Origin of the sequence: Bernardetia sp. MNP-M8 (assembly GCF_037126285.1) — a bacterium.
GTDB lineage: Bacteria > Bacteroidota > Bacteroidia > Cytophagales > Bernardetiaceae > Bernardetia.
This window is the reverse complement of record NZ_CP147012.1, coordinates 2,130,001-2,149,550: the sequence shown is the minus strand read 5'-3', so window position 1 is coordinate 2,149,550 and position 19,550 is coordinate 2,130,001. Positions and strand designations below refer to the sequence as shown.

Below are 19,550 nucleotides of genomic sequence, written 5' to 3'. Positions count from 1 at the left end.
AAGTAAAAATAGTATGCACGCATAACATATAACAGTAACGTTAGAAAGAATCAGAAAGTTTATTTGAATATAAAAAAACTGCACTTTATTTTAAAATAAAATGCAGTTAATTAAAGATATAAACTATTGATTACTAGAAAGATAGGGATTTATTTCTTATCCATTCCTAATTTGCTTTTAAGAGCATTTAGAGCATCTTTGTCAGGGTCAATTCCTAGTGCTTTATTTACTTTATCATTTAATAAAGGGTCATTTTTAGCAGCATCTTTTCCAAAATCTTCGTACAAATCTCCCAAAATTTCATCTTTTTGTATTTTGGCTTTCATTCGTTCTATCATTGAAATTGTTTCAGACGAATCAGGCATTTTGACACGCTGTTTTTCTTTGATAGACTTTACAGTTTGAGAATGTTTTTCAATTTTGTCTTGTAACTTTCCTAATTCTGCAAGTTGATTCAAAGCACCATCAGCCATTTGTTTTGAGCGTTCTTGTTCTTTTAGAAGTTCCATAGCAAGGTTATTTGCTTCATTCCAATCCAAATTTCCTTCTTGTGCTTTTGCAATGATGCGTTTTGCTTTATTTTCAGCATCTTTCTCTTTTTCTTGATAGAATTCGAAGTCTTTTCGTGTACGAATGACAGCAGCTTTTACTTCTGCAAGAGCTTCTAAAGATTCATTCAAATTAGCAGTGTCAAAAATTTTATCGTAACTACTAGAGGAAAAAGTAGAATTATAAATCTGCTTTTCCTCCTTTTTAGATTCTATTTTTGGTTCTGAAACAGGTCTAGTTTTTAGTTCTATGACAGGTTCTTCTTTTTGCTCTTGTTTGTTTTCTTGCTTATTTTCTGACTGTTTGTGTTTTTCTTCTGACTTAGGTTCTTGTTTTGCCTCTGTTTCTACTTTTTTTTGTTCATCCTTTTTTTTTGAATCAGTAGAATTTGCCTTAAATTTTTCAGAATTATACAAATCAATATACCAATTGATAGTTTTTGTAAGAGCCGTATCAAAATCAGTATTTGCTTTCCAGTTTAATTCATTTTCCATTTTGGAAGAATCAATGGCATAACGCAAATCATGCCCTGGACGGTCTTTTACGAAGGTCAATAAATCTTCATATTTTCCACTTTCTTTTGGCTTAATTGTATCTAAAAGTGAACAGATTTTTTTGGCTAAATCCAAATTATTCCATTCGTTGTTTGAACCAATATTATACGATTCTCCTTTTTTTCCTTTTTGGAATGCTTTATCAATTCCTTTACAGTGGTCTAAAACATAGAGCCAATCTCTAATATTTTGTCCATTTCCATAAATCGGAATAGGCTCATTTGAAAGAGCTTTTCTAATAATGGTAGGAATAAGTTTTTCGTGATGCTGTTTTTCGCCAAAATTATTAGAACAGTTTGTAATCACAACATCAAATCCATACGTATGAAAATAACTTCTGACAATCAAATCACTTCCTGCTTTTGATGCACTATATGGACTGTTTGGAGCATAAGGTGTCGTTTCTGTAAAAAAGCCTGTTTCTCCTAAAGTTCCATATACTTCATCTGTCGAAACGTGAAGAAAACGAGTATCTTCATAGCCTTCTTTGTATGAAAACGGTGCATTCATCCAATATTTACGAGCTACATCAACAAGCGTAAAAGTTCCATGAACATTCGTTCTGACAAAAGCCTCTGGGTCTGTAATAGAGTTATCGACATGAGATTCGGCAGCAAAATGAATTACTCCTTTTATATCGTGTTTGTCAAAAATATGTTCTACTAATTGCCTATTGACAATATCTCCTTTCACAAACTCATAACGAGGATTGCTTTCTACCTCACTCAAATTATCCAAATTTCCTGCATAAGTCAGTAAATCCAAATTAATGACTTTACAGTCTTTGTGAGTTTCTAAAAAATAAGGAATAAAATTAGAACCAATAAAACCAGCTCCACCAGTTACCAAAATTGCTTTCATAGAATGTATATTTTGAATTTTTGATTATTTATCAAAAACGAATTTTTCAAAAATGATTTGTGAAAGCTAAGATAAGGAAGTTTTTGTAAATTATTTACAGAAAGAGTATCTAGTTTGTTCAAAGTAAAGCCAATTTATCAATTATTTCTTAGCCTTTTTTGTTGTTTTTTGAGTTGAATTTAGATTTTTTTGTTTTGTATTTATCCAAACCATTTTCAAAAGAGAAGTCAGTTTTGCTTTTAACTCTCTTCTATCAACAATGAAATCTAGAAAACCGTGTTCTTTCACAAATTCGGCTGTTTGGAAGCCTTTTGGAAGGTCTTTTCCGATAGTTTCACGAATTACTCTAGGTCCTGCAAAACCAATAAGTGCATTTGGTTCAGCAATATTAAAGTCTCCTAACATCGCAAAACTTGCCGTTACGCCTCCTGTGGTTGGGTTTGTCAAAAGGGAAATATAAGGAATTTTGGCTTCTGAAAGTAGAGCTAACTTAGCTGAAGTTTTTGCCATTTGCATAAGTGAAAAACCTGCTTCCATCATACGTGCGCCACCTGATTGCGAAATAACCATCAAAGGAATGTTATTTTCAAGACAATAGTCAGCAGCACGAGAAATTTTTTCTCCCACAACTGCACCCATCGAACCACCAATGTATTTAAAATTCATGGCAGTGACCATAAAGTCTATTCCATTCATTTTTCCGTAAGCACTTTGAGCAGCTTCATTGACACCAGATTTTGCATTGGCTTCATTTATACGCTGTTCATACGTTTTTGTATCCTTAAAATTTAAAGGATTAAGAGGAGTAAGATTTGCATTTATCTCTGTGTACTTTCCTTCATCAAACAAAATCTCAAAATATTGTTGTGGTGTGATGGTAAGGTGATGATTATCATCTGGACATACCCAATTATTGTCTCTCAATTCTTTTTTGAGAATAATTGTACCACTTGGAGTTTTGAACCACATATTTGGAGAATCACGCTTTTCATTTGTAGGCGTGGTAATATTTTTATCTTTTCGATGAAACCAAGACATAATAGGGAGTATTTTTTTAGTTGAAGATTACAAGGAATCGAAGGGCAAAGTTAAGCAATTCTATTTCAAAAATGAATCCTTCCAAAATATATATTAAATTTACTTTTGCTTTTGGTCTCCTTTTTACTTTTGTCCTAGTTATTGATAGGTAGTTTAATAAATAATAAGAATAGTTTTAATCAAAAATTTTACTTTATAGATATGCGTTTTCAAATTTACTTTCTGTTTTTTATAGTCTTTTCTCTATTTTCTTTTTCTTGCTTAGCTCAGACCAACGTTAGTACCTCTCAAATCCAAACGCTAAATAGAAGTCCTTTTATAGGAGCAGAACTTGGTACACTTACAAATCCTGTTCGTGTGGCATACAAAATGAAAGCAGAAAAAGGAATTATTATTTATAAAGTTTTTCCTAATTCGGCAGCAGATAAAGCAGGACTAATAGAAAAAGATGTAATTGTTGCTGTTGATTCTACGCATCTAAATAGTCTAAAAGAGCTTCAAGATTTTGTAAAAACCAAAAATGGAAATGACACTCTCAATCTTTTTTTTGTTAGAAATGATACCATTCGTAACACATATTTAGTTTTGCATTTTTTGCCTAGAGAGAGTAATTTTTATTTCGAAACGATGTATGACCAACTAGAAGTCAATGACTCAAGTCAAAATAATAATCCAACAAGCCTTCGAACCATTTTTACTTTTCCTAGAAAAACAGAAAACGAAACTAATCAAGAAATTACTCAATTTCCATTAGTAATTATATTAAATTCGGCTTCCAATGAATCAGTTGAACGAGAGTTATACACAAAGAATAAAAACTCAAAAAGTGAATATCAATTTTATGATTGGATAGAAAATCTCACAAAAAATGGATTTGCTACTCTGAGAATAGAAAAAAAAGGAGTAGGAGATAGCAATGGAAAGCTAAATGAATGGACATTTGAAGACGAACAAAAGAGTATTGATGCAGCTTTTGAGAAAATAAAAAAACAAGGTTCTATTAATCAACAAAAAATTTATTTAATTGCTTTAGGTTCTTCTTCTTTTGTAGCTTTGGAAAATTTCATTCAAAATAAATCAGATTCAGTAACAAATTTAAAAGCTAATTTTCAAAAGGTCTTTATAGAAAAATTACCTGCACAGTTGCAGAAAACCAAAAATCAGAATACAGATAGCTTATTGTTATACTTTCCACAACTTGCTTTTTTTGATACAACTTATCCTCAGAAAGCCATTCTGAATTTGAATGAGTATAATTTAATAATGGATAATGAAAAAATATTTTGGATAGAATCTCAAGATGATATTCTGAGAGTAATCTCAAGGCTAAAAAAAGAAATGCAATAGACACAAAAAAACTAAACTATACAACAAAACAAAAGAAAAAGACAACTTTTATTTAAGTTATTAACTTAGGTAAACAAAAAAACTATTGATTGAGAATTTACTTTTTTTCTAAACAAAAAACCGTAAAAACAGCTTAGTTAATAATGATTATTTTTTTGAATTGGTGCATATATATATGAACCTCATTGTTGATTTAATAAAAATGATTGAACAAAAATTACGTATCAATACTAATGCAGTAAAAGTTTTATATTCACTAGATAGAAAAAATAATGTTACCTCTTTTTCCTCTTAATTTAATTGTATTTCCAAACGAACCTCTTAATTTGCATGTCTTCGAACCTCGTTACAGACAGCTCGTTTTGGATTGTATAGAAAATAAACAAACCTTTGGAATTCCTCCCTTTTTGAATGAAAAACTACAAGATTATGGAGCAGAAGTCGAATTGATAGAAATTGCACGCCGACATCCAGATGGAAGAATGGACATCAAAACAAAATGTGTAGGTGCTTTTAAAGTTGTTTCGTATTCTAATCCTGCTCCCAATAAACTCTATGCAGCAGGGGAAATTGAACGAATTGTTCATACAGACAATTCTACTTTTTTAGATAAAGAAAAAGTTATAAATCAGATTACAGAACTTTGGCAACTTGTAAAAGCAAATACAGATTTGCCAACAGAAACAGATTTTCTATCTTTCAAAATAGCTCACAAAATCGGACTTTCTTTAGAACAAGAATATGATTTGTTAGCTATGAGTGATGAAACAGAACGTTTAGAACTCATTACGACACATTTAGACCATATCATTCCAATAATCAGAGAGGTAGAAAGGACAAAAGAAAGAATCAAAATGAATGGACACTTTAAAAACTTTGATGAACTGAATTTTTAGCTTAACTATAAAGTTTTTTAATAAAAAATGAAAGTTTCATTTTCTCAAAATCCTAAATTACATTTTTGTCATTTAGGATTTTTTTTATGAAAAATACTAGGCTTCTATTCTAATTTCTAATCCATTTTTAGTACATTGATATAAATTGATTAACTTTCAGCCATAAAACCAAAATTGATAAACATTCACACACAAATACATTTTTTATGAGTAAAATAAGAAGAGAAGAAGCTCTGCGATACCATTCGGAAGGCAAACCTGGAAAAATAGAAGTCATTCCGACAACTGCTACCAAGACACAACGAGATTTGGCTTTAGCCTATTCTCCAGGGGTTGCAGAACCGTGTAAAGAAATTGCAGAAGACGTTGAAAATGTCTATAAATATACAGCAAAAGGAAATTTAGTAGCCGTTATTTCAGATGGAACAGCCGTTTTAGGATTAGGAAATTTAGGTCCTGAAGCTTCCAAACCTGTAATGGAAGGAAAAGGCGTTTTATTCAAAATATTTGCAGGAATAGATGTTTTTGATTTAGAATTGAATACAAAAACGGTAGAAGAATTTATTGCTGTCGTGAAAGCATTAGAGCCTACTTTTGGAGGAATAAACTTGGAAGACATAAAAGCTCCTGAATGTTTTGAAATTGAACAGCGTTTGAAGGAAGAACTTAACATTCCGATTATGCACGATGACCAACATGGAACAGCAATTATTACAGGAGCTGCCCTGTTAAACTCGTTGGAACTTGTCGAAAAAGATATTGATAAAGTAAAAATTGTAGTTTCGGGTGCAGGTGCTTCGGCTACTTCGTGTATGAATATTTTTGTTGATTTGGGTGTAACTCGTGAAAATATCATTGTTTGTGATAGCAAAGGGGTTATTCGTAAAGACAGAGAAAATCTAACTAAAAGTAAAGAAATATTTGCAACAGATACTGATGCACATACATTAGAAGATGCTTTGAAAGGTGCTGATGTTTTTATGGGACTTTCGATGGCAAATGTAATGAGTCCAGAAATGCTCTTATCAATGGCTGAAAATGCAATTGTTTTTGCGCTTGCCAATCCAGATCCAGAGATTAATTATGAGCTTGCCATGAAAACTCGTCAAGATATTATTATGGCAACAGGACGTTCAGACTACAATAATCAAGTAAATAATGTACTTGGTTTTCCATTTATCTTTAGAGGTGCTTTAGATGTTCGTGCTACAGAAATCAACGAACAAATGAAACTTGCAGCCGTAAAAGCTCTTGCTCAATTAGCTAAAGAACCTGTTCCAGATATTGTAAAGATTGCTTATAATCAGCAAACTATTTCTTTTAGCAAAGACTACATCATTCCTAAACCATTAGATCCTCGTCTTCTCACAACAGTTGCGCCTGCTGTAGCTCGTGCAGCTATGGAAAGTGGAGTGGCTAAAAATCCGATTACTGATTGGGAAAGGTACGAAGCCGAACTAATAGAAAGAATGGGAAGAGATCAAAGTATCATTCGTCGTTTGGTAAGCATGGCAAAACAAGACCCTCAACGTGTTGTTTTTGCAGAAGCTGATAATGCCAAAATTTTAATGGCTGCCCAGATTGTTAAAGATGATGGCATTGCAGAACCTATTCTTTTGGGTGATAAGCGAAGAATACAAAAATTGATACAAGAAAATAATTTAGAGTTAGATGATGTTACTATCATTGACCCAAGAAGTGATGAATCCAATGAGCTTATAGAAACGTATGCAAATACATTCTTTGAGAAACGTAAACGTAGAGGTTTCAATAATTATGAAGCTCAAAAAGCAATGCGTGAACGCAATTATTTTGGAGCAATGATGTTAGAAGAAGGTGATGCAGATGCACTTATTTCAGGACTTTCTAGGAAATATTCAGATACTATCCGTCCAGCTTTGGAGGTTGTAGGAACATATAAAAGTCATAGAAAAGTAGCAGGAATTTATTTGATGATTACTCGTAAAGGACCAATTTTCTTTGCTGATACAACCATGATTCCAAATCCAACAGCAGAAGATTTGGTAGGAATTGCAGCCATGACAGCCAACACGGTAAAAGAATTTGGATTAGAACCACGAGTAGCATTTTTGTCGTATTCTAACTTTGGTTCGTCTGATGATGAAGAGCCAAGAAAAGTAAGAAAGGCTGTGGATATGATGAAAGAACAATATCCTCATATTATTGCTGACGGAGAAATTCAGGCAAATATTGCTTTCAATAATGATATTTTGAAAGAAAACTATCCATTCTCTGACCTTGCTAAAGGAGAACCTAATATTTTGATTTTCCCAAATCTTGCCTCTGCAAATATTGCTTATAAACTGATTCAAGAAATTAGTGGTGCAGAAGCTATTGGACCTATTCTGACAGGAATGAAAAAATCAGTTCATATTTTACAGCTTGGAAGTTCAGTTCGTGAAATTGTAAATATGGTTACGATTGCTGTCGTAGATGCACAACTTAAACGCAAATATGCTATGCAAGATGCGAAAGAGAAGTTTATGTAACTGATTTATATTTTAGTGAAACATCAATAACAGTAATAAAAAATGCCTACTTCTAAACAGAAATAGGCATTTTTTTGTATGTTAACTTTTGATTATGCAACCTTTTTAATTGATATGAGGCTCTTTAAATAAAAATTATTTCTTGATCAATCCTTATATACATCAGCCTTTAGTAAAACCTGTTGGAAGGGTAAGCACACAAGAGTTTCAAGCATTTTTGAAAAATGGAATTAAAGAATTTCAGAAACAGCGTTTGAATAATGGATTGTACAAAAATAGAATTTTGAGAAAAAATAAAAAGTGTATTCAGTTTTTAAGAATTGAATACACTTTTTTTATTATCTATCTTCTAAACTGTAATGAATAAAGCTGTCCTTGAATATCTTTTTCATTTTCTACTTCATAAGACAATAAAGACATTCCTCTTTCATAAATGTGAAAAATAGAAAGTACAATTTGTTTGTTTGTGTTTTTATTCAAATAAATGCTATCTCTTGTTTCATTAATACTCCAAACTCCTTTCTCTTTTTTGAAATATTTTGGTGCATTTGTAGTGTAAGTTTGGTCTTTTCTGAACTCTATGTATTTGTCATCATAAAAAATATGAGAGTCTGTTCCATCTTTTGAATTTGTCCCTACTACTTGATGTAGCTTCCAATTTTTTATTAATAACTCTTCTAAAGTCAGTTCTTTTTTCTCAACTTTAGAGGGAGAAGAACAAGCAAAAAATAAGATATTAAAAGCTAGAAAGAAAAGTAACTTAATAATGTGATGCATAATAAATAGGTTTTGAGGAAACTCTAATGTACTAATAATATCATTTATTGATTAAAAAACTGACAAAATTTCCGATTTTATCTATTTAGAAACTCAAAAATTCGATTGGAATAAAACTAGCTAACTTCTTAGTATATAAAATAATACTAGCGCAAGATTCTATCTTGTGCTTTCTATTTGGTAAGCATGTGCTTGCAAAACAATAAGAGAACAAACAATAAAATTTAATAGAATTATGAGCGTAGAACAAGGTAATTTATCAGTAAATACGGAAAATATTTTCCCAATCATTAAGAAGTTTCTCTATTCTGACCACGAAATATTTTTAAGAGAACTCGTAGCCAATGCTGTAGATGCTACTCAAAAGCTAAAACACTTGTCTTCTTCTGCTGATTTTGATAAAGAAGCAACTAGCCCAGTAGGCGACTTGAAAGTTAAAGTTTCTTTTGATAAAGAAGCCAAAACGATTACAGTAAGTGATAACGGAATCGGTATGACAGCCGAAGATATCAAAAAATATATCAATCAGATTGCTTTTTCAGGTGCAGCAGAGTTTGTAGAAAAATATAAAGATGCTCCAAACAATAAGCAAATAATCGGACATTTTGGCTTAGGTTTTTATTCTGCTTTTATGGTTTCTACAAAAGTAGAAATTATTTCTCGTGCTTTTTCAGCTAAAGAAGACGAAGCAGCGCATTGGGAATGTGAAGGTTCAACTTCATTTGAGTTAGAACAAACTACTAAAGCAGAACGAGGAACAGATATTATTCTTCACATTGCAGAAGATTCTGAAGAGTTTTTAGATAACTTCCGTTTGAAAGGAATTTTGGATAAATATGCTAAGTTCTTACCAATTCCAATCGAATTTGAAGGTGAGCAAATCAATGATACAAATCCACTTTGGACAAAATCTCCTTCTGAGCTTAAAGACGAAGATTATTTAGCTTTCTATAAAAAATTGTATCCAATGGGTGAAGACCCACTATTTTGGATTCATTTGAATGTAGATTATCCTTTTGAGCTTACAGGAATTTTGTATTTCCCTAAAGTAAAACAAGAACTTACAGCTTCAAAAGATAAGATTCAGCTTTATAGCCGTCAAGTATTTATTACAGATGAAGTAAAAGAAATTGTACCTGAATTTTTGACACTTTTACATGGTGTAATTGATTCTCCAGATATTCCTTTGAACGTTTCTAGAAGCTATTTACAAGCAGATGGAAATGTAAAACGTATTAGTAGTTACATCACTAAAAAAGTAGCTGACAAACTACAAGAACTTTTCAAAAATGACCGTGAAGGCTACGCAAACAAGTGGGACGATATAGGTCTTTTCGTAAAATTTGGAATGATAACAGATGAAAAATTCTTAGAAAAAGCTGAGAAATTTGCATTAGTAAAAAATGTAGATGGAAAAACATTTACATTTGACGAATACAACGAAAAAATTGCAACCAATCAAACCGACAAAGACGGTAAAAAAGTTTGGTTATACGCTGCTGATGTACAAAAACAACATACATTTATTTCTTCTGCTCAAAAGCGTGGTTATGATGTTTTGGTAATGGATTCGATTATCGATTCGCATTTGATTCAGCGTTTAGAAGGCAAATTAGAAAATATTTCTATTCGTAGAATTGATTCTGATACAGCAGACAAAATTATTGCAAAAGACGAAGTTTTAGAAGCTGTTTTATCAGAAGCAGACCAAACAAAAGTAAAAGAGATTTTTGAGAAAATCGTTACTGAAAATCATACTGTTCAAGTACAAGCAATGCCAACAGATGAAATGCCTGTAACACTTACACTTTCAGAGTTTATGCGCCGTATGAAAGAAATGGCGATGTCTGGAGGAGGAGGAATGTATGGAATGAATCTGCCAGACCAGTACAATGTTATTGTAAATGCAAATCATTCGTTAGTACAAAAAATCTTAGATACAAAAGACGAAGAAGCACAAAAACAAATTGCTCAACAAGCGTATGATTTATCTCTTCTTTCTCAAAATTTGTTAGAAGGAAAAGCTCTTTCTAATTTTGTGGAACGTAGTTTGAATTTTATGAAATAAATATAGAATTCCTATTTCAAATATCGACATTTAACATAGTAGTTTATCAAAAAAGCCTTTTCAATTAATTTTGAAAAGGCTTTTTTCATTAAAGGTTATCACGGTTATTTTTGTATAACAGTCTTCCAGACTGTTGAATTTGATAAAATACTGTTTTTGATGTTCAGACTGGAAGTCTGAACTACCTTAATACAAACCGTGATAAGGTTTATTTTTTAAGAAAATTTACTTCTTCTTCGTGTTATTATAACGACGACGAGGATTTACATTTTTTAAATCCAAATCTATTGGAGGACGAACATTTGTACGTGGTCTTCGTCTAGAAACTTTTTCCTCTTTTGTATCATCTTTCAAACGAGCCAAACGAGAACTTTCTTTTTGTTGTTCTTTCTGCTTTTCCTCTTTTGGAACAACAGATGCTTTGCTACTCTCTTGTAGATTTTGATGTAATTTTTCGATTACATTATCTTTTTTAGGCTGCTCTTGATTCTGATTTTGCTTATTATCTTTGGTATCAGCTTTATCAGTTTCTTTATTTTGAGCTTGATTTGGGTTTTGAGCTTTTTCTTGACCTTGTTGAGCTACTTCCTTTGGCTTTTGAGCATTCTGCCTCTTAGGTTGTTGTTTTTTGGTTTGTTCACCTTGTTGTTTATTCTTTTGCTCCGTTTTTTGTTGGATTTTTTGCTCAACCTTCTGTTCAGCTTTTCCATCATTTTTCACTTCATTTTGAGATGTCGTTGGCTCTGCTTCTACTGTATTGCGAATAGGTCTTTTGTTACTTCTTGTTTTTCTAGTCGACCTTCTTTGCTTATATCTACGATTTTTCTTGGCAGTATTATTCTCTTCAGTAGTTTCATTAGCTTCAACTTTCGAACTTTGTTTTGCTTCTGCTACATTCTGATTTTTATCAGTTTGCTGAGTAGCTATATTTTCTTCTTCTTTTTTATCAGAAGGCGAAGTTTGCTTTTTACGTTGAGAAGCTCTAGCAGGTGGAGCTTGCTTTTTATTGGTAGGCAAACTTTTAGTTTCCTCTTGCTTTGCTTCTTGTTGCTTATTTGTTTTTTCTAATTTTGCGTCTTGTTTTTCATTTGGATTTTCTACAACAGGTTTCTGTCTTTTCTTTGGATTAAAGCTACTTTTACGCTCTACTTTATCCTTAAAATCTTGTTTAGTTTCATTTACAGAATCTGCAAAATCCTCTTTAGCTTTATGTTTCGAACGCACTTTTTTCTTAGCATTTTCCATCGCTAACCTTGCTCTTTCAGAGCGAGCAGCTTTATTTTTCTGCTCTTGTGTCATTTCTTCAGAATTATCATTCTGATTGCTTCTATTTTTTCTATATTTAGAATCAGTAAGACTTTCTCTTTTATCTCTACGCTCTACTCTGTCCATCAAAGTAACAGGAGAAGAAGGTATTTTATGCTGACTTTTTGTTCCTTTAGAACCATGTATCTTAGGGTCATAATCAGCTATTTTTTCCCCTGTAATCTTTATACCACTTGGTTTACTATTTTGGTCATAGTGGTAACGAATGATATATTCATTAAGTGATTGATAGGTTTGGATATTTTCTCTGATATAAAGACCAATAATTCCACGATAGACTTTTCCTTTTTCACAGGTTTTCTGTAAAATTTTGTCATCTATAAGTACAGAACTACAGTTTGTACAGAAGTGATTTTCTGTTGAGATAATAATTTGAGGAAGCGTATTGGTAGCACATACAAAAGTAGCTGCTTTTTTCTCTGTTGCAGCTTCACATCTAGGACAAACAGATGTTTCTTTGATGCGTTGTGTACTATATAAGTTTTGAACGTGTCCTTGGAAAAGATTGAGGTTTGTTTTTTCTGCAAATGATTTTATTTCTTCTTTGCATTCCTCTTCATTTAGTGAAGTCAGATTTTTCGCTGTTCCACCCAAACCAACGAGTTTGCGTAGCCAATTCATCATAATTACGTGTTATTTTTTAATCAGAAAGTATAATTTGACTTTCCTTTGTTGTAATAGTTTTAAAAATGTACTTAGAAAATAATAGAGAAATAAGAATAGAAACATGAAAATAATTGTGGAATAGATTCTATTTACTTTTTAATGAATTCTGATATAAAATTCTTTATTACAATTCTCTTTTTAAAATTTTGTGCTTGAAGTTTTAGTATAAAAAGTTTACTTTTCAATATTCTACTTCCAAAATTTTCTACCTTAGTCTATAATTCTACTAAATATGTATTGATTTAATGTTGTCAAAACCCAGAAATAGTATTTATTTTCTTTTATTTAATTAAATATCAACTCATTACTATTTCAAAATTTTTGCAAAGTTCGTTAAAATTTCGGATTTAACATTCAATTATCATGAAGAATACGAATTTTTTATTGTATTTCAAACATTTTTTTTATAAAATAATTAACTGAGAGCTATTTAGTTTGTTTTTCTTACAAAAAATTATTTTCTAATCTCTTCTATATTTTATCTAAAAATTATGTCTCATCAAAATTCCACTCTCAAACGTATCACAAAAGATGAAATTATTGACATGGAAACTCGTTTTCGTGCCAATTTTATCAATTCTATTTCAGGTTTTAAGAGTGTCGGACTTATCGGAACAATTTCGAAAGATAATCAAACAAATTTAGCTATTTTTAGTCAGGTTTTTCATTTGGGAGCAAATCCAGCTCTTATGGGTTTTATTATTCGTCCTGATGCCTCTCCTCGTCATACCTTAGAAAATATTGAAGAAACAAAATATTTTACCTTCAATCATATTAGTCAAGAGTTTTACAAACAAGCACATCAAACGGCTGCACGTTACCCAAAAGAAACTTCAGAGTTTGAAGCGACAGGGCTAACTCCTCATTTTGAAAGTAATTTTATTGCTCCTTATGTAAAAGAATCGCATTTCAGAATCGGACTAAAACTAGAAGAAAAACACAATTTAGTCATCAACAATACTATTTTTCTGATAGCCAGCGTACAAGAAGTCATTTTGAATGAAGAAATTATTGAAAAAGATGGTTATATTGATATTGAAAAAGCAGGAACAGTTACATCTTCTTGTTTGGATAGCTACCATACTACAAAACGATTAGAAAGACTTCCTTATGCAAAGCCATAATGATTTACATTATTATTCTCAACTAATTTTACACAAACAAAAAAACACCTTATTTATGAACACTGACACAACAACAAGCACAGAAAAACTCAACGAACAAGACGAATATCGCTTAACATTTTCCTATTCTCAAGAGCAAGTCAATCGTTTTGCAGAAGTAACAGGCGATAACAATCCTTTACATCTTGACGAAGAATACGCAGCAACAACTATGTTTAAACGTCCGATTATGCATGGATTTTTGGGAGGAAGTGTTTTTTCTAAAATTTTTGGAACACTATTCCCAGGGGAAGGAACAATTTATATGAATCAGACTATGAATTTTATGCGCCCCATGTTTGTCGATACAGAATATGAAGCTGTCATGACAATCACAGAAATAAATAGAGAAAAAAATCGTGCAAAAGTTCAGACACAGGTTATAGACAAATCTACAGGAAAAGTTACCATTAGTGGAGAAGCAACAGTTATTAATCCGAATAGATTGTAAAATATTCACACCTATAAGGTTTTGAAAACCTTATAGGTGTAAATCTATTTCTACTTTTCTACTGCTAATTTCTTTTTTAGATTGATTAGCATTTCTTTTGTTGTACTTTCCATGTCATATTCATGCTTCCAATTCCAATCTTTACGAGCAACATCATCATTTACAGAATCTGACCACGAATCTGCAATAGATTGTCTTAACTCATCTATTTTATAGCTAATCTCTAAATTTGGAGTATGTTTTTTAATTTCATCATATAGCTCTTTTGGCGTACAATCAAACGCATTTAGATTATAACCCTCATGAGTAGATAAACTTTCTTTAGGAGCATCCATAAGCTCTAATGTAGCACGAACAGCATCAGGCATATACATCATAGGAAGACGAGTAGTTGAGTCCAAGAAACAACTAAATTCATTTCCTTCTACGGCTTTATAAAAAATATCAACAGCATAATCTGTAGTTCCACCACCTGGAGGCGTTTTGTAGCTAATCAAACCAGGATAACGCAACGAACGAACATCTACTCCATATTTATTGAAATAATATTCACACCATTGCTCTCCTGCTCGTTTACTAATTCCATAAATAGTTGAAGGATTCATGGAAGTATATTGAGGTGCAGGCGAAGGTGTAGTAGTTCCAAAAACAGCAATAGAGCTTGGATAATAGACTTTATTTAATTTCTCATGACGAGCAATTTCCAAGACATTCAGAAGACCATTCATATTTATATTCCACGTCTGAATCGGATTTTCTTCTCCTTTTGCTGAAAGAATAGCTGCCAAATGATAAATCTGTGTAATCTTATATTTTTTCACAATCGAAGAAAGTGCATCTATATCCAAAACATTTAGCATTTCAAAAATACCATTTTCTTCTTGTGGACTTCTTATATCTGAATTAATAACCGCATCTTGTCCGTATTTCTCTTGTAGAGCAGCCGAAAGTTCTGTTCCTAGTTGTCCATTTGCACCTATAATAAGTATTTTTTCCATTGTGTATTCGTTTATTTTTATTGGTTAAAGAATAAAAATTATAAAAATAAAAACTTTAAATTATCAATAGATTATTCATAATTTTTAATTCGTAATTTTTAATTGCTATTCAATTATGTTGTATGGTTTATTTTGATACAAATTAGGCTAAAAAAAGTGAATCACAAAACAAAAAGGCTTTCACAATAAATATGAAAGCCTTTTTAAGTTTTTTTGAAAGAAGTATTATTGAATTTCTTTAAGAGTAACAAAACCATTTTCATAATTTTGAGAAAGTAAAGCTGATTTTCCACCTCCCATTATGTTATTGACTTCATTAAAATCAATTTGATTAGGAGAAGAGAAAAAATCATTCAAATCTACTCTCAAAACAATTTTTTTATTTTCTGTACTGAAAATTCCTTTGTCATTGACAGAATCAAAACTCAAACTAACTTTTTTATAATTTGAATTAAGTCCAATATGAAAAACCAACGGAATAGAAGCATTTGAATTAGAAACATCATTCAAATATTTTCCTTCCATAACAACAAACTTATAGCCTGTATTCCAGTCCCATGCCATACTATTGCTAATATCCAAATCACCAGTATTATCCAAAGAAGTATTTTTGATAGAATCTACACCAATAGAAAAATTCATTTTACTAAAGTCTCCTTTTTTTACCAAAATTTCTCTTTCAAAAGTAGTTGCTTCTCTATCTGCTGAAAACAACAAATAAGAATCTTCTACTTTGAAAGTTTCACTTGTAGAAGCTGATTCAAATTCAAAATTACTTAAATAGAATTTGAAATTTTCTAATAAGTATTTTTGATTTAAGTCATTTTGATATTCTTGTAATAACTTCAAAGGTTTATCTTTTACAAAAAACTCTAATTCTAAAGTTATTTTTTCTGTTTCATCATCTTTTTTAGATTCATTTTCAGAACAAGCAGAAAATAAAACTAAGAATAAAAAGAATATTGGATAATAATTTAGTTTTTTCATAGTAGTTTAGATATTAAGTCAATAAATTATTTTTTACTTGCTCTGTATTTATCTAATGCTTTTTGAGCTGTATTTTTAATTTTGCCTTGCATAAAAGAACTCCACCCCAACAGCTTTCCAGATACTCCCAAAGCCATTCCAGACCATTTCCATAAATCAAAATCGTCTGTATGACGGATAATTTTGCCATTTTCAAACTCAAAAACAGCTTTTATTTTATTATGAACTGTATTTCCAGTTTTACTAAACAGATAAATTGCTTCCCAATTAGCAGAACCTTTAATTCCATTCGCTTCAACATTTGAAAAGGAAACCTTTAAATCGGTTGCACTTCCCAGTAACATGCGCCACATATCTTTAGCTTCTTCTCCTTTCAGATTCTTAAAAACAGGGTCATTAAAAACTATATCATCATCATAATAACTTACCATTTTTTCTGCATCTTTATTCATAAAAGCAGTATAAAAATCAGTAATAATTTGTTCTTTTTCTTCTCTAGAATTCATAGGTGGTAATAACATTTACGATACAAATTCGGGTAACTCGAATGTATATTTGTTTAATTGTATTAAAATGCAAATAAAGTAATACCAATAGTTATTGGGCTTCCTCCATTACAGTCGCAATCTAACTTATTTTCTTGGAATAATGAATTAAGTCCATAATAACCAAATAAATAAAAACTGCCATAACCTATACGAGCCAAAGCACCATAACGTACCTTAGAAACCAGAAAATTATTTTTAGTTTTATCTATAAAATTAGACCCATCATCTTTATATCTCACTTTTGTAGCTGCCGAAACAGGAATTCCAAATTTTCCTCCCAAAGCAAAACGCACTCCTTTTTTGGTAGGATTTGGAATATAATGAAACTCCAAAGGAATATCTATATAAGTCACTGAAAATTTACTCTTTTTGATTTCATCTTGCTTAAGCTCATAAAATTGTATCTTTTCTTCTCCCAATACATTATTTCCTCTAAAAAGGCTTACATCATCTTTAAACATATAATTATCTACAGCCAAAGAAACTCCAGGTAAAAACTTTACATTCGTACCTAAGTTTATATTTCCCATATAAGATAAATTGACAGACCATGAACCCCAAATTTTCAAATCCATAGGGTCAGGTGCATTAAGTAAAGAACTCACGCCAAAATCAAGAATAAAATATCCAGGAATAATTTCATCACGAGTATTAATAATATTTTTGTCCTTATCAATACGCATATTTTGTGCAAAAGTAGCAGAACTACAAAATGTAAAAACTACTAGAAAAACAAAAAAAATAGGGTGAGCAAAAAATTTGTTCATTTTAAAAAAATTGAAGAAATAAAATAAATTGTAAATAGAATACAAGGTAAAAAATAATTATTACTTAATCCAATAACTCAAAGTAAGAAGGATAGTTTTGAGTTGTCTTTATTCTTTGTTTGTATTGCATCAACTTTTTCACTAGGATGATATAAAAACTGTTTTCCACAAAAAAAGCCTTTCTAATCAATTATGATTAAAAAGGCTTAATTCTTTGTCCGTTCACAAATACATTTATGTATCTGTCCTTATAAAGACGGGCGATGACCTACTCTCCCACGAATAGCGCAGTACCATCGGCGCAATAGGGCTTAACGGCTCTGTTCGGAATGGAAAGACGTGTACCCCTATGCTATGATCACCCTTTATCTTTAGGTAAATTGTCTGGCTAGTACCAATGCAACTTACACAAGTTCTTAAAAAGTTCTTTAACAAGTGTTACTTTAACAAAGTAAGGTGTATAGTATATTTAAAAATTATGATCTCCCGTTTGCATATCGGAAAACCTACACTAACAAAAGACTACTGAGAAATTAGTACAGCTCAGCTCCATTTATTTCTAAACTTCCACCTGCTGCCTATCTACGTCATCATCTCTAACGTCTCTTAAGGGAAATCTCATCTTGAAGTCAGTTTCGCACTTAGATGCTTTCAGTGCTTATCTGTTCCAAACGTGGCTACTCAGCAATGCAGTTAGCACCACAACTGATACACCAGAGGTTTGTCCAACTCGGTCCTCTCGTACTAAAGTCAGATCTTCGCAAATTTCCTACGCCCACAACAGATAGAGACCGAACTGTCTCACGACGTTCTGAACCCAGCTCGCGTGCCACTTTAATGGGCGAACAGCCCAACCCTTGGGACCTTCTCCAGCCCCAGGATGTGACGAGCCGACATCGAGGTGCCAAACCTCCCCGTCGATATGAGCTCTTGGGGGAGATCAGCCTGTTATCCCCGGAGTACCTTTTATCCTTTGAGCGACGGCCTTTCCACACAGAACCGCCGGATCACTATGCCCTACTTTCGTACCTGCTCGACCTGTTTGTCTTGCAGTCAAGCTTCCTTATGCCATTACACGCTACATACGATTACCAACCGTATTGAGGAAACCTTGGGAAGCCTCCGTTACACTTTCGGAGGCGACCACCCCAGTCAAACTACCCACCACGCACCGTCCCTCTCACGAGGTTAGATGACAAATACAGAAAGGGTGGTATTTCAACAATGACTCCACAACGCCTAGCGACGCTGCTTCAAAGTCTCCCACCTATCCTACACATTCTGTATTCAACAACTATGCGAAGCTATAGTAAAGGTTCACGGGGTCTTTTCGTCCCGTTGCGGGTAATCGGCATCTTCACCGATACTTCAATTTCACCGGAATCATGGTTGAGACAGTGTCCAAGTCGTTACACCATTCGTGCAGGTCGGAACTTACCCGACAAGGAATTTCGCTACCTTAGGACCGTTATAGTTACGGCCGCCGTTTACTTGGGCTTCGATTCAAACCTTCGGATTACTCCTAAGCTCCCCTCTTAACCTTCAAGCACCGGGCAGGTGTCAGGCATTATACTTCATCTTACGATTTCGCAATGCCCTGTGTTTTTGTTAAACAGTCGCTTGGACCTTTTTATTGCAGCCGCTTATATCGCTATAAGACGGCACCCCTTCTCCCGAAGTTACAGGGTAAATTTGCCTAGTTCCTTAACCATGAATCTTCCGAGCGCCTCAGGATTCTCTCCTTGACTACCTGTGTCGGTTTGCGGTACGGGCTATTTAAATTAACGTTAACGAGGATTTTCTTGGAAGCTATTATGTAGATTATCAACGCCCCCGAAGGTTTGTCGTACTATTGCCTAATCCAATCTCTAGCGGATTTACCTACTAAAAACCTTTGCGTTTCGGCTTTAACGTCCATTTCTGTCAGAACGCACTACACTATTTACTCCGTCTCCCCTAACAATTTAAACGAGGTACAGAAATATTAATCTGTTTCCCATCGGAATCGCTCTTCAGCTTATCCTTAGGTCCCGACTAAACCTGA

Annotated in this window: 14 protein-coding genes and 2 rRNA genes (1 of these 16 running past the window's edge); 6 read left to right on the top strand and 10 right to left on the bottom strand. The window is 32.5% G+C overall.

Annotation, left to right across the window (positions count from 1 at the left end; translation table 11 throughout):
* Positions 1-149 precede the first annotated feature (149 nt).
* Together rfbB and accD are read right to left on the bottom strand one after the other, a co-directional pair.
* Complete coding sequence (rfbB, locus tag V9L04_RS08915) at positions 150-1,964, bottom strand: dTDP-glucose 4,6-dehydratase (protein ID WP_338793743.1); 1,815 nt, start codon at positions 1,962-1,964, stop codon at positions 150-152.
* Positions 1,965-2,105: 141 nt separating this feature from the next.
* A complete protein-coding gene (gene accD / locus V9L04_RS08910; protein WP_338793742.1) occupies positions 2,106-3,002 on the bottom strand; it encodes an acetyl-CoA carboxylase, carboxyltransferase subunit beta in 897 nt (298 codons plus the stop codon).
* A 201-nt stretch (positions 3,003-3,203) separates the two neighbouring features.
* Between accD and V9L04_RS08905 the strand changes: the two genes are divergently transcribed.
* The 3 genes from V9L04_RS08905 (at position 3,204) to V9L04_RS08895 (ending at position 7,755) form a co-directional block, all read left to right on the top strand.
* The gene (locus V9L04_RS08905; protein ID WP_338793741.1) at positions 3,204-4,349 is read left to right on the top strand and encodes a PDZ domain-containing protein; all 1,146 of its coding nucleotides are present in this window, start codon (positions 3,204-3,206) and stop codon (positions 4,347-4,349) included.
* 272 nt (positions 4,350-4,621) lie between these two features.
* Positions 4,622-5,245 (top strand): LON peptidase substrate-binding domain-containing protein, encoded by a 624-nt coding sequence (locus V9L04_RS08900; RefSeq protein WP_338793740.1) that lies wholly within the window; start codon positions 4,622-4,624, stop codon positions 5,243-5,245.
* Between the two features lie 206 nt (positions 5,246-5,451).
* A complete protein-coding gene (locus tag V9L04_RS08895; RefSeq protein ID WP_338793739.1) occupies positions 5,452-7,755 on the top strand; it encodes an NADP-dependent malic enzyme in 2,304 nt (767 codons plus the stop codon).
* A gap of 342 nt (positions 7,756-8,097) precedes the next feature.
* Here the strand turns inward: V9L04_RS08895 and V9L04_RS08890 are convergent, their stop codons facing one another.
* Positions 8,098-8,532, bottom strand: a complete 435-nt coding sequence (locus V9L04_RS08890; RefSeq protein WP_338793738.1) for a lipocalin family protein — start codon at positions 8,530-8,532, stop codon at positions 8,098-8,100.
* Between the two features lie 235 nt (positions 8,533-8,767).
* Here V9L04_RS08890 and htpG point away from each other — a divergent pair, with 235 nt between their 5' ends.
* Positions 8,768-10,600 carry a molecular chaperone HtpG gene (htpG, locus tag V9L04_RS08885; RefSeq protein WP_338793737.1) on the top strand — a complete coding sequence of 611 codons (1,833 nt, stop codon included), beginning with the start codon at positions 8,768-8,770 and terminating at the stop codon, positions 10,598-10,600.
* A 225-nt stretch (positions 10,601-10,825) separates the two neighbouring features.
* Here the strand turns inward: htpG and V9L04_RS08880 are convergent, their stop codons facing one another.
* Complete coding sequence (locus tag V9L04_RS08880) at positions 10,826-12,550, bottom strand: hypothetical protein (RefSeq protein WP_338793736.1); 1,725 nt, start codon at positions 12,548-12,550, stop codon at positions 10,826-10,828.
* Between the two features lie 533 nt (positions 12,551-13,083).
* On the opposite strand from V9L04_RS08880, the gene V9L04_RS08875 reads away from it, so the two are divergent.
* Together V9L04_RS08875 and V9L04_RS08870 are read left to right on the top strand one after the other, a co-directional pair.
* Complete coding sequence (locus V9L04_RS08875; RefSeq protein WP_338793735.1) at positions 13,084-13,716, top strand: flavin reductase; 633 nt, start codon at positions 13,084-13,086, stop codon at positions 13,714-13,716.
* A gap of 55 nt (positions 13,717-13,771) precedes the next feature.
* Positions 13,772-14,206 (top strand): MaoC family dehydratase, encoded by a 435-nt coding sequence (locus V9L04_RS08870; RefSeq protein ID WP_338793734.1) that lies wholly within the window; start codon positions 13,772-13,774, stop codon positions 14,204-14,206.
* Between the two features lie 50 nt (positions 14,207-14,256).
* Here the strand turns inward: V9L04_RS08870 and V9L04_RS08865 are convergent, their stop codons facing one another.
* The 6 genes from V9L04_RS08865 to V9L04_RS08840 all read right to left on the bottom strand — a co-directional run.
* Entirely contained in the window at positions 14,257-15,204 is a 948-nt protein-coding gene (locus V9L04_RS08865; protein ID WP_338793733.1) for an NAD-dependent epimerase/dehydratase family protein, read from the bottom strand.
* 225 nt (positions 15,205-15,429) lie between these two features.
* A complete protein-coding gene (locus V9L04_RS08860; protein WP_338793732.1) occupies positions 15,430-16,191 on the bottom strand; it encodes an MbnP family protein in 762 nt (253 codons plus the stop codon).
* Positions 16,192-16,217: 26 nt separating this feature from the next.
* Positions 16,218-16,697, bottom strand: coding sequence for a nuclear transport factor 2 family protein (locus tag V9L04_RS08855; protein ID WP_338793731.1), 480 nt, complete (start codon positions 16,695-16,697; stop codon positions 16,218-16,220).
* A gap of 62 nt (positions 16,698-16,759) precedes the next feature.
* Positions 16,760-17,506, bottom strand: a complete 747-nt coding sequence (locus V9L04_RS08850) for a porin family protein (protein WP_338793730.1) — start codon at positions 17,504-17,506, stop codon at positions 16,760-16,762.
* Between the two features lie 255 nt (positions 17,507-17,761).
* Positions 17,762-17,872 (bottom strand): 5S ribosomal RNA (gene rrf, locus V9L04_RS08845).
* A 146-nt stretch (positions 17,873-18,018) separates the two neighbouring features.
* A 23S ribosomal RNA gene (locus tag V9L04_RS08840) occupies positions 18,019-19,550 on the bottom strand (it continues 1,356 nt past the right edge of the window).

What these genes read in the sequence shown, in the direction of transcription:
- rfbB (WP_338793743.1), bottom strand. Translation starts at nt 1,964, where the DNA reads ATGAAAGCAATTTTGGTAACTGGTGGAGCTGGTTTTATTGGTTCTAAT.
- accD (WP_338793742.1), bottom strand. Translation starts at nt 3,002, where the DNA reads ATGTCTTGGTTTCATCGAAAAGATAAAAATATTACCACGCCTACAAAT.
- V9L04_RS08905 (WP_338793741.1), top strand. Translation starts at nt 3,204, where the DNA reads ATGCGTTTTCAAATTTACTTTCTGTTTTTTATAGTCTTTTCTCTATTT.
- V9L04_RS08900 (WP_338793740.1), top strand. Translation starts at nt 4,622, where the DNA reads ATGTTACCTCTTTTTCCTCTTAATTTAATTGTATTTCCAAACGAACCT.
- V9L04_RS08895 (WP_338793739.1), top strand. Translation starts at nt 5,452, where the DNA reads ATGAGTAAAATAAGAAGAGAAGAAGCTCTGCGATACCATTCGGAAGGC.
- V9L04_RS08890 (WP_338793738.1), bottom strand. Translation starts at nt 8,532, where the DNA reads ATGCATCACATTATTAAGTTACTTTTCTTTCTAGCTTTTAATATCTTA.
- htpG (WP_338793737.1), top strand. Translation starts at nt 8,768, where the DNA reads ATGAGCGTAGAACAAGGTAATTTATCAGTAAATACGGAAAATATTTTC.
- V9L04_RS08880 (WP_338793736.1), bottom strand. Translation starts at nt 12,550, where the DNA reads ATGATGAATTGGCTACGCAAACTCGTTGGTTTGGGTGGAACAGCGAAA.
- V9L04_RS08875 (WP_338793735.1), top strand. Translation starts at nt 13,084, where the DNA reads ATGTCTCATCAAAATTCCACTCTCAAACGTATCACAAAAGATGAAATT.
- V9L04_RS08870 (WP_338793734.1), top strand. Translation starts at nt 13,772, where the DNA reads ATGAACACTGACACAACAACAAGCACAGAAAAACTCAACGAACAAGAC.
- V9L04_RS08865 (WP_338793733.1), bottom strand. Translation starts at nt 15,204, where the DNA reads ATGGAAAAAATACTTATTATAGGTGCAAATGGACAACTAGGAACAGAA.
- V9L04_RS08860 (WP_338793732.1), bottom strand. Translation starts at nt 16,191, where the DNA reads ATGAAAAAACTAAATTATTATCCAATATTCTTTTTATTCTTAGTTTTA.
- V9L04_RS08855 (WP_338793731.1), bottom strand. Translation starts at nt 16,697, where the DNA reads ATGAATTCTAGAGAAGAAAAAGAACAAATTATTACTGATTTTTATACT.
- V9L04_RS08850 (WP_338793730.1), bottom strand. Translation starts at nt 17,506, where the DNA reads ATGAACAAATTTTTTGCTCACCCTATTTTTTTTGTTTTTCTAGTAGTT.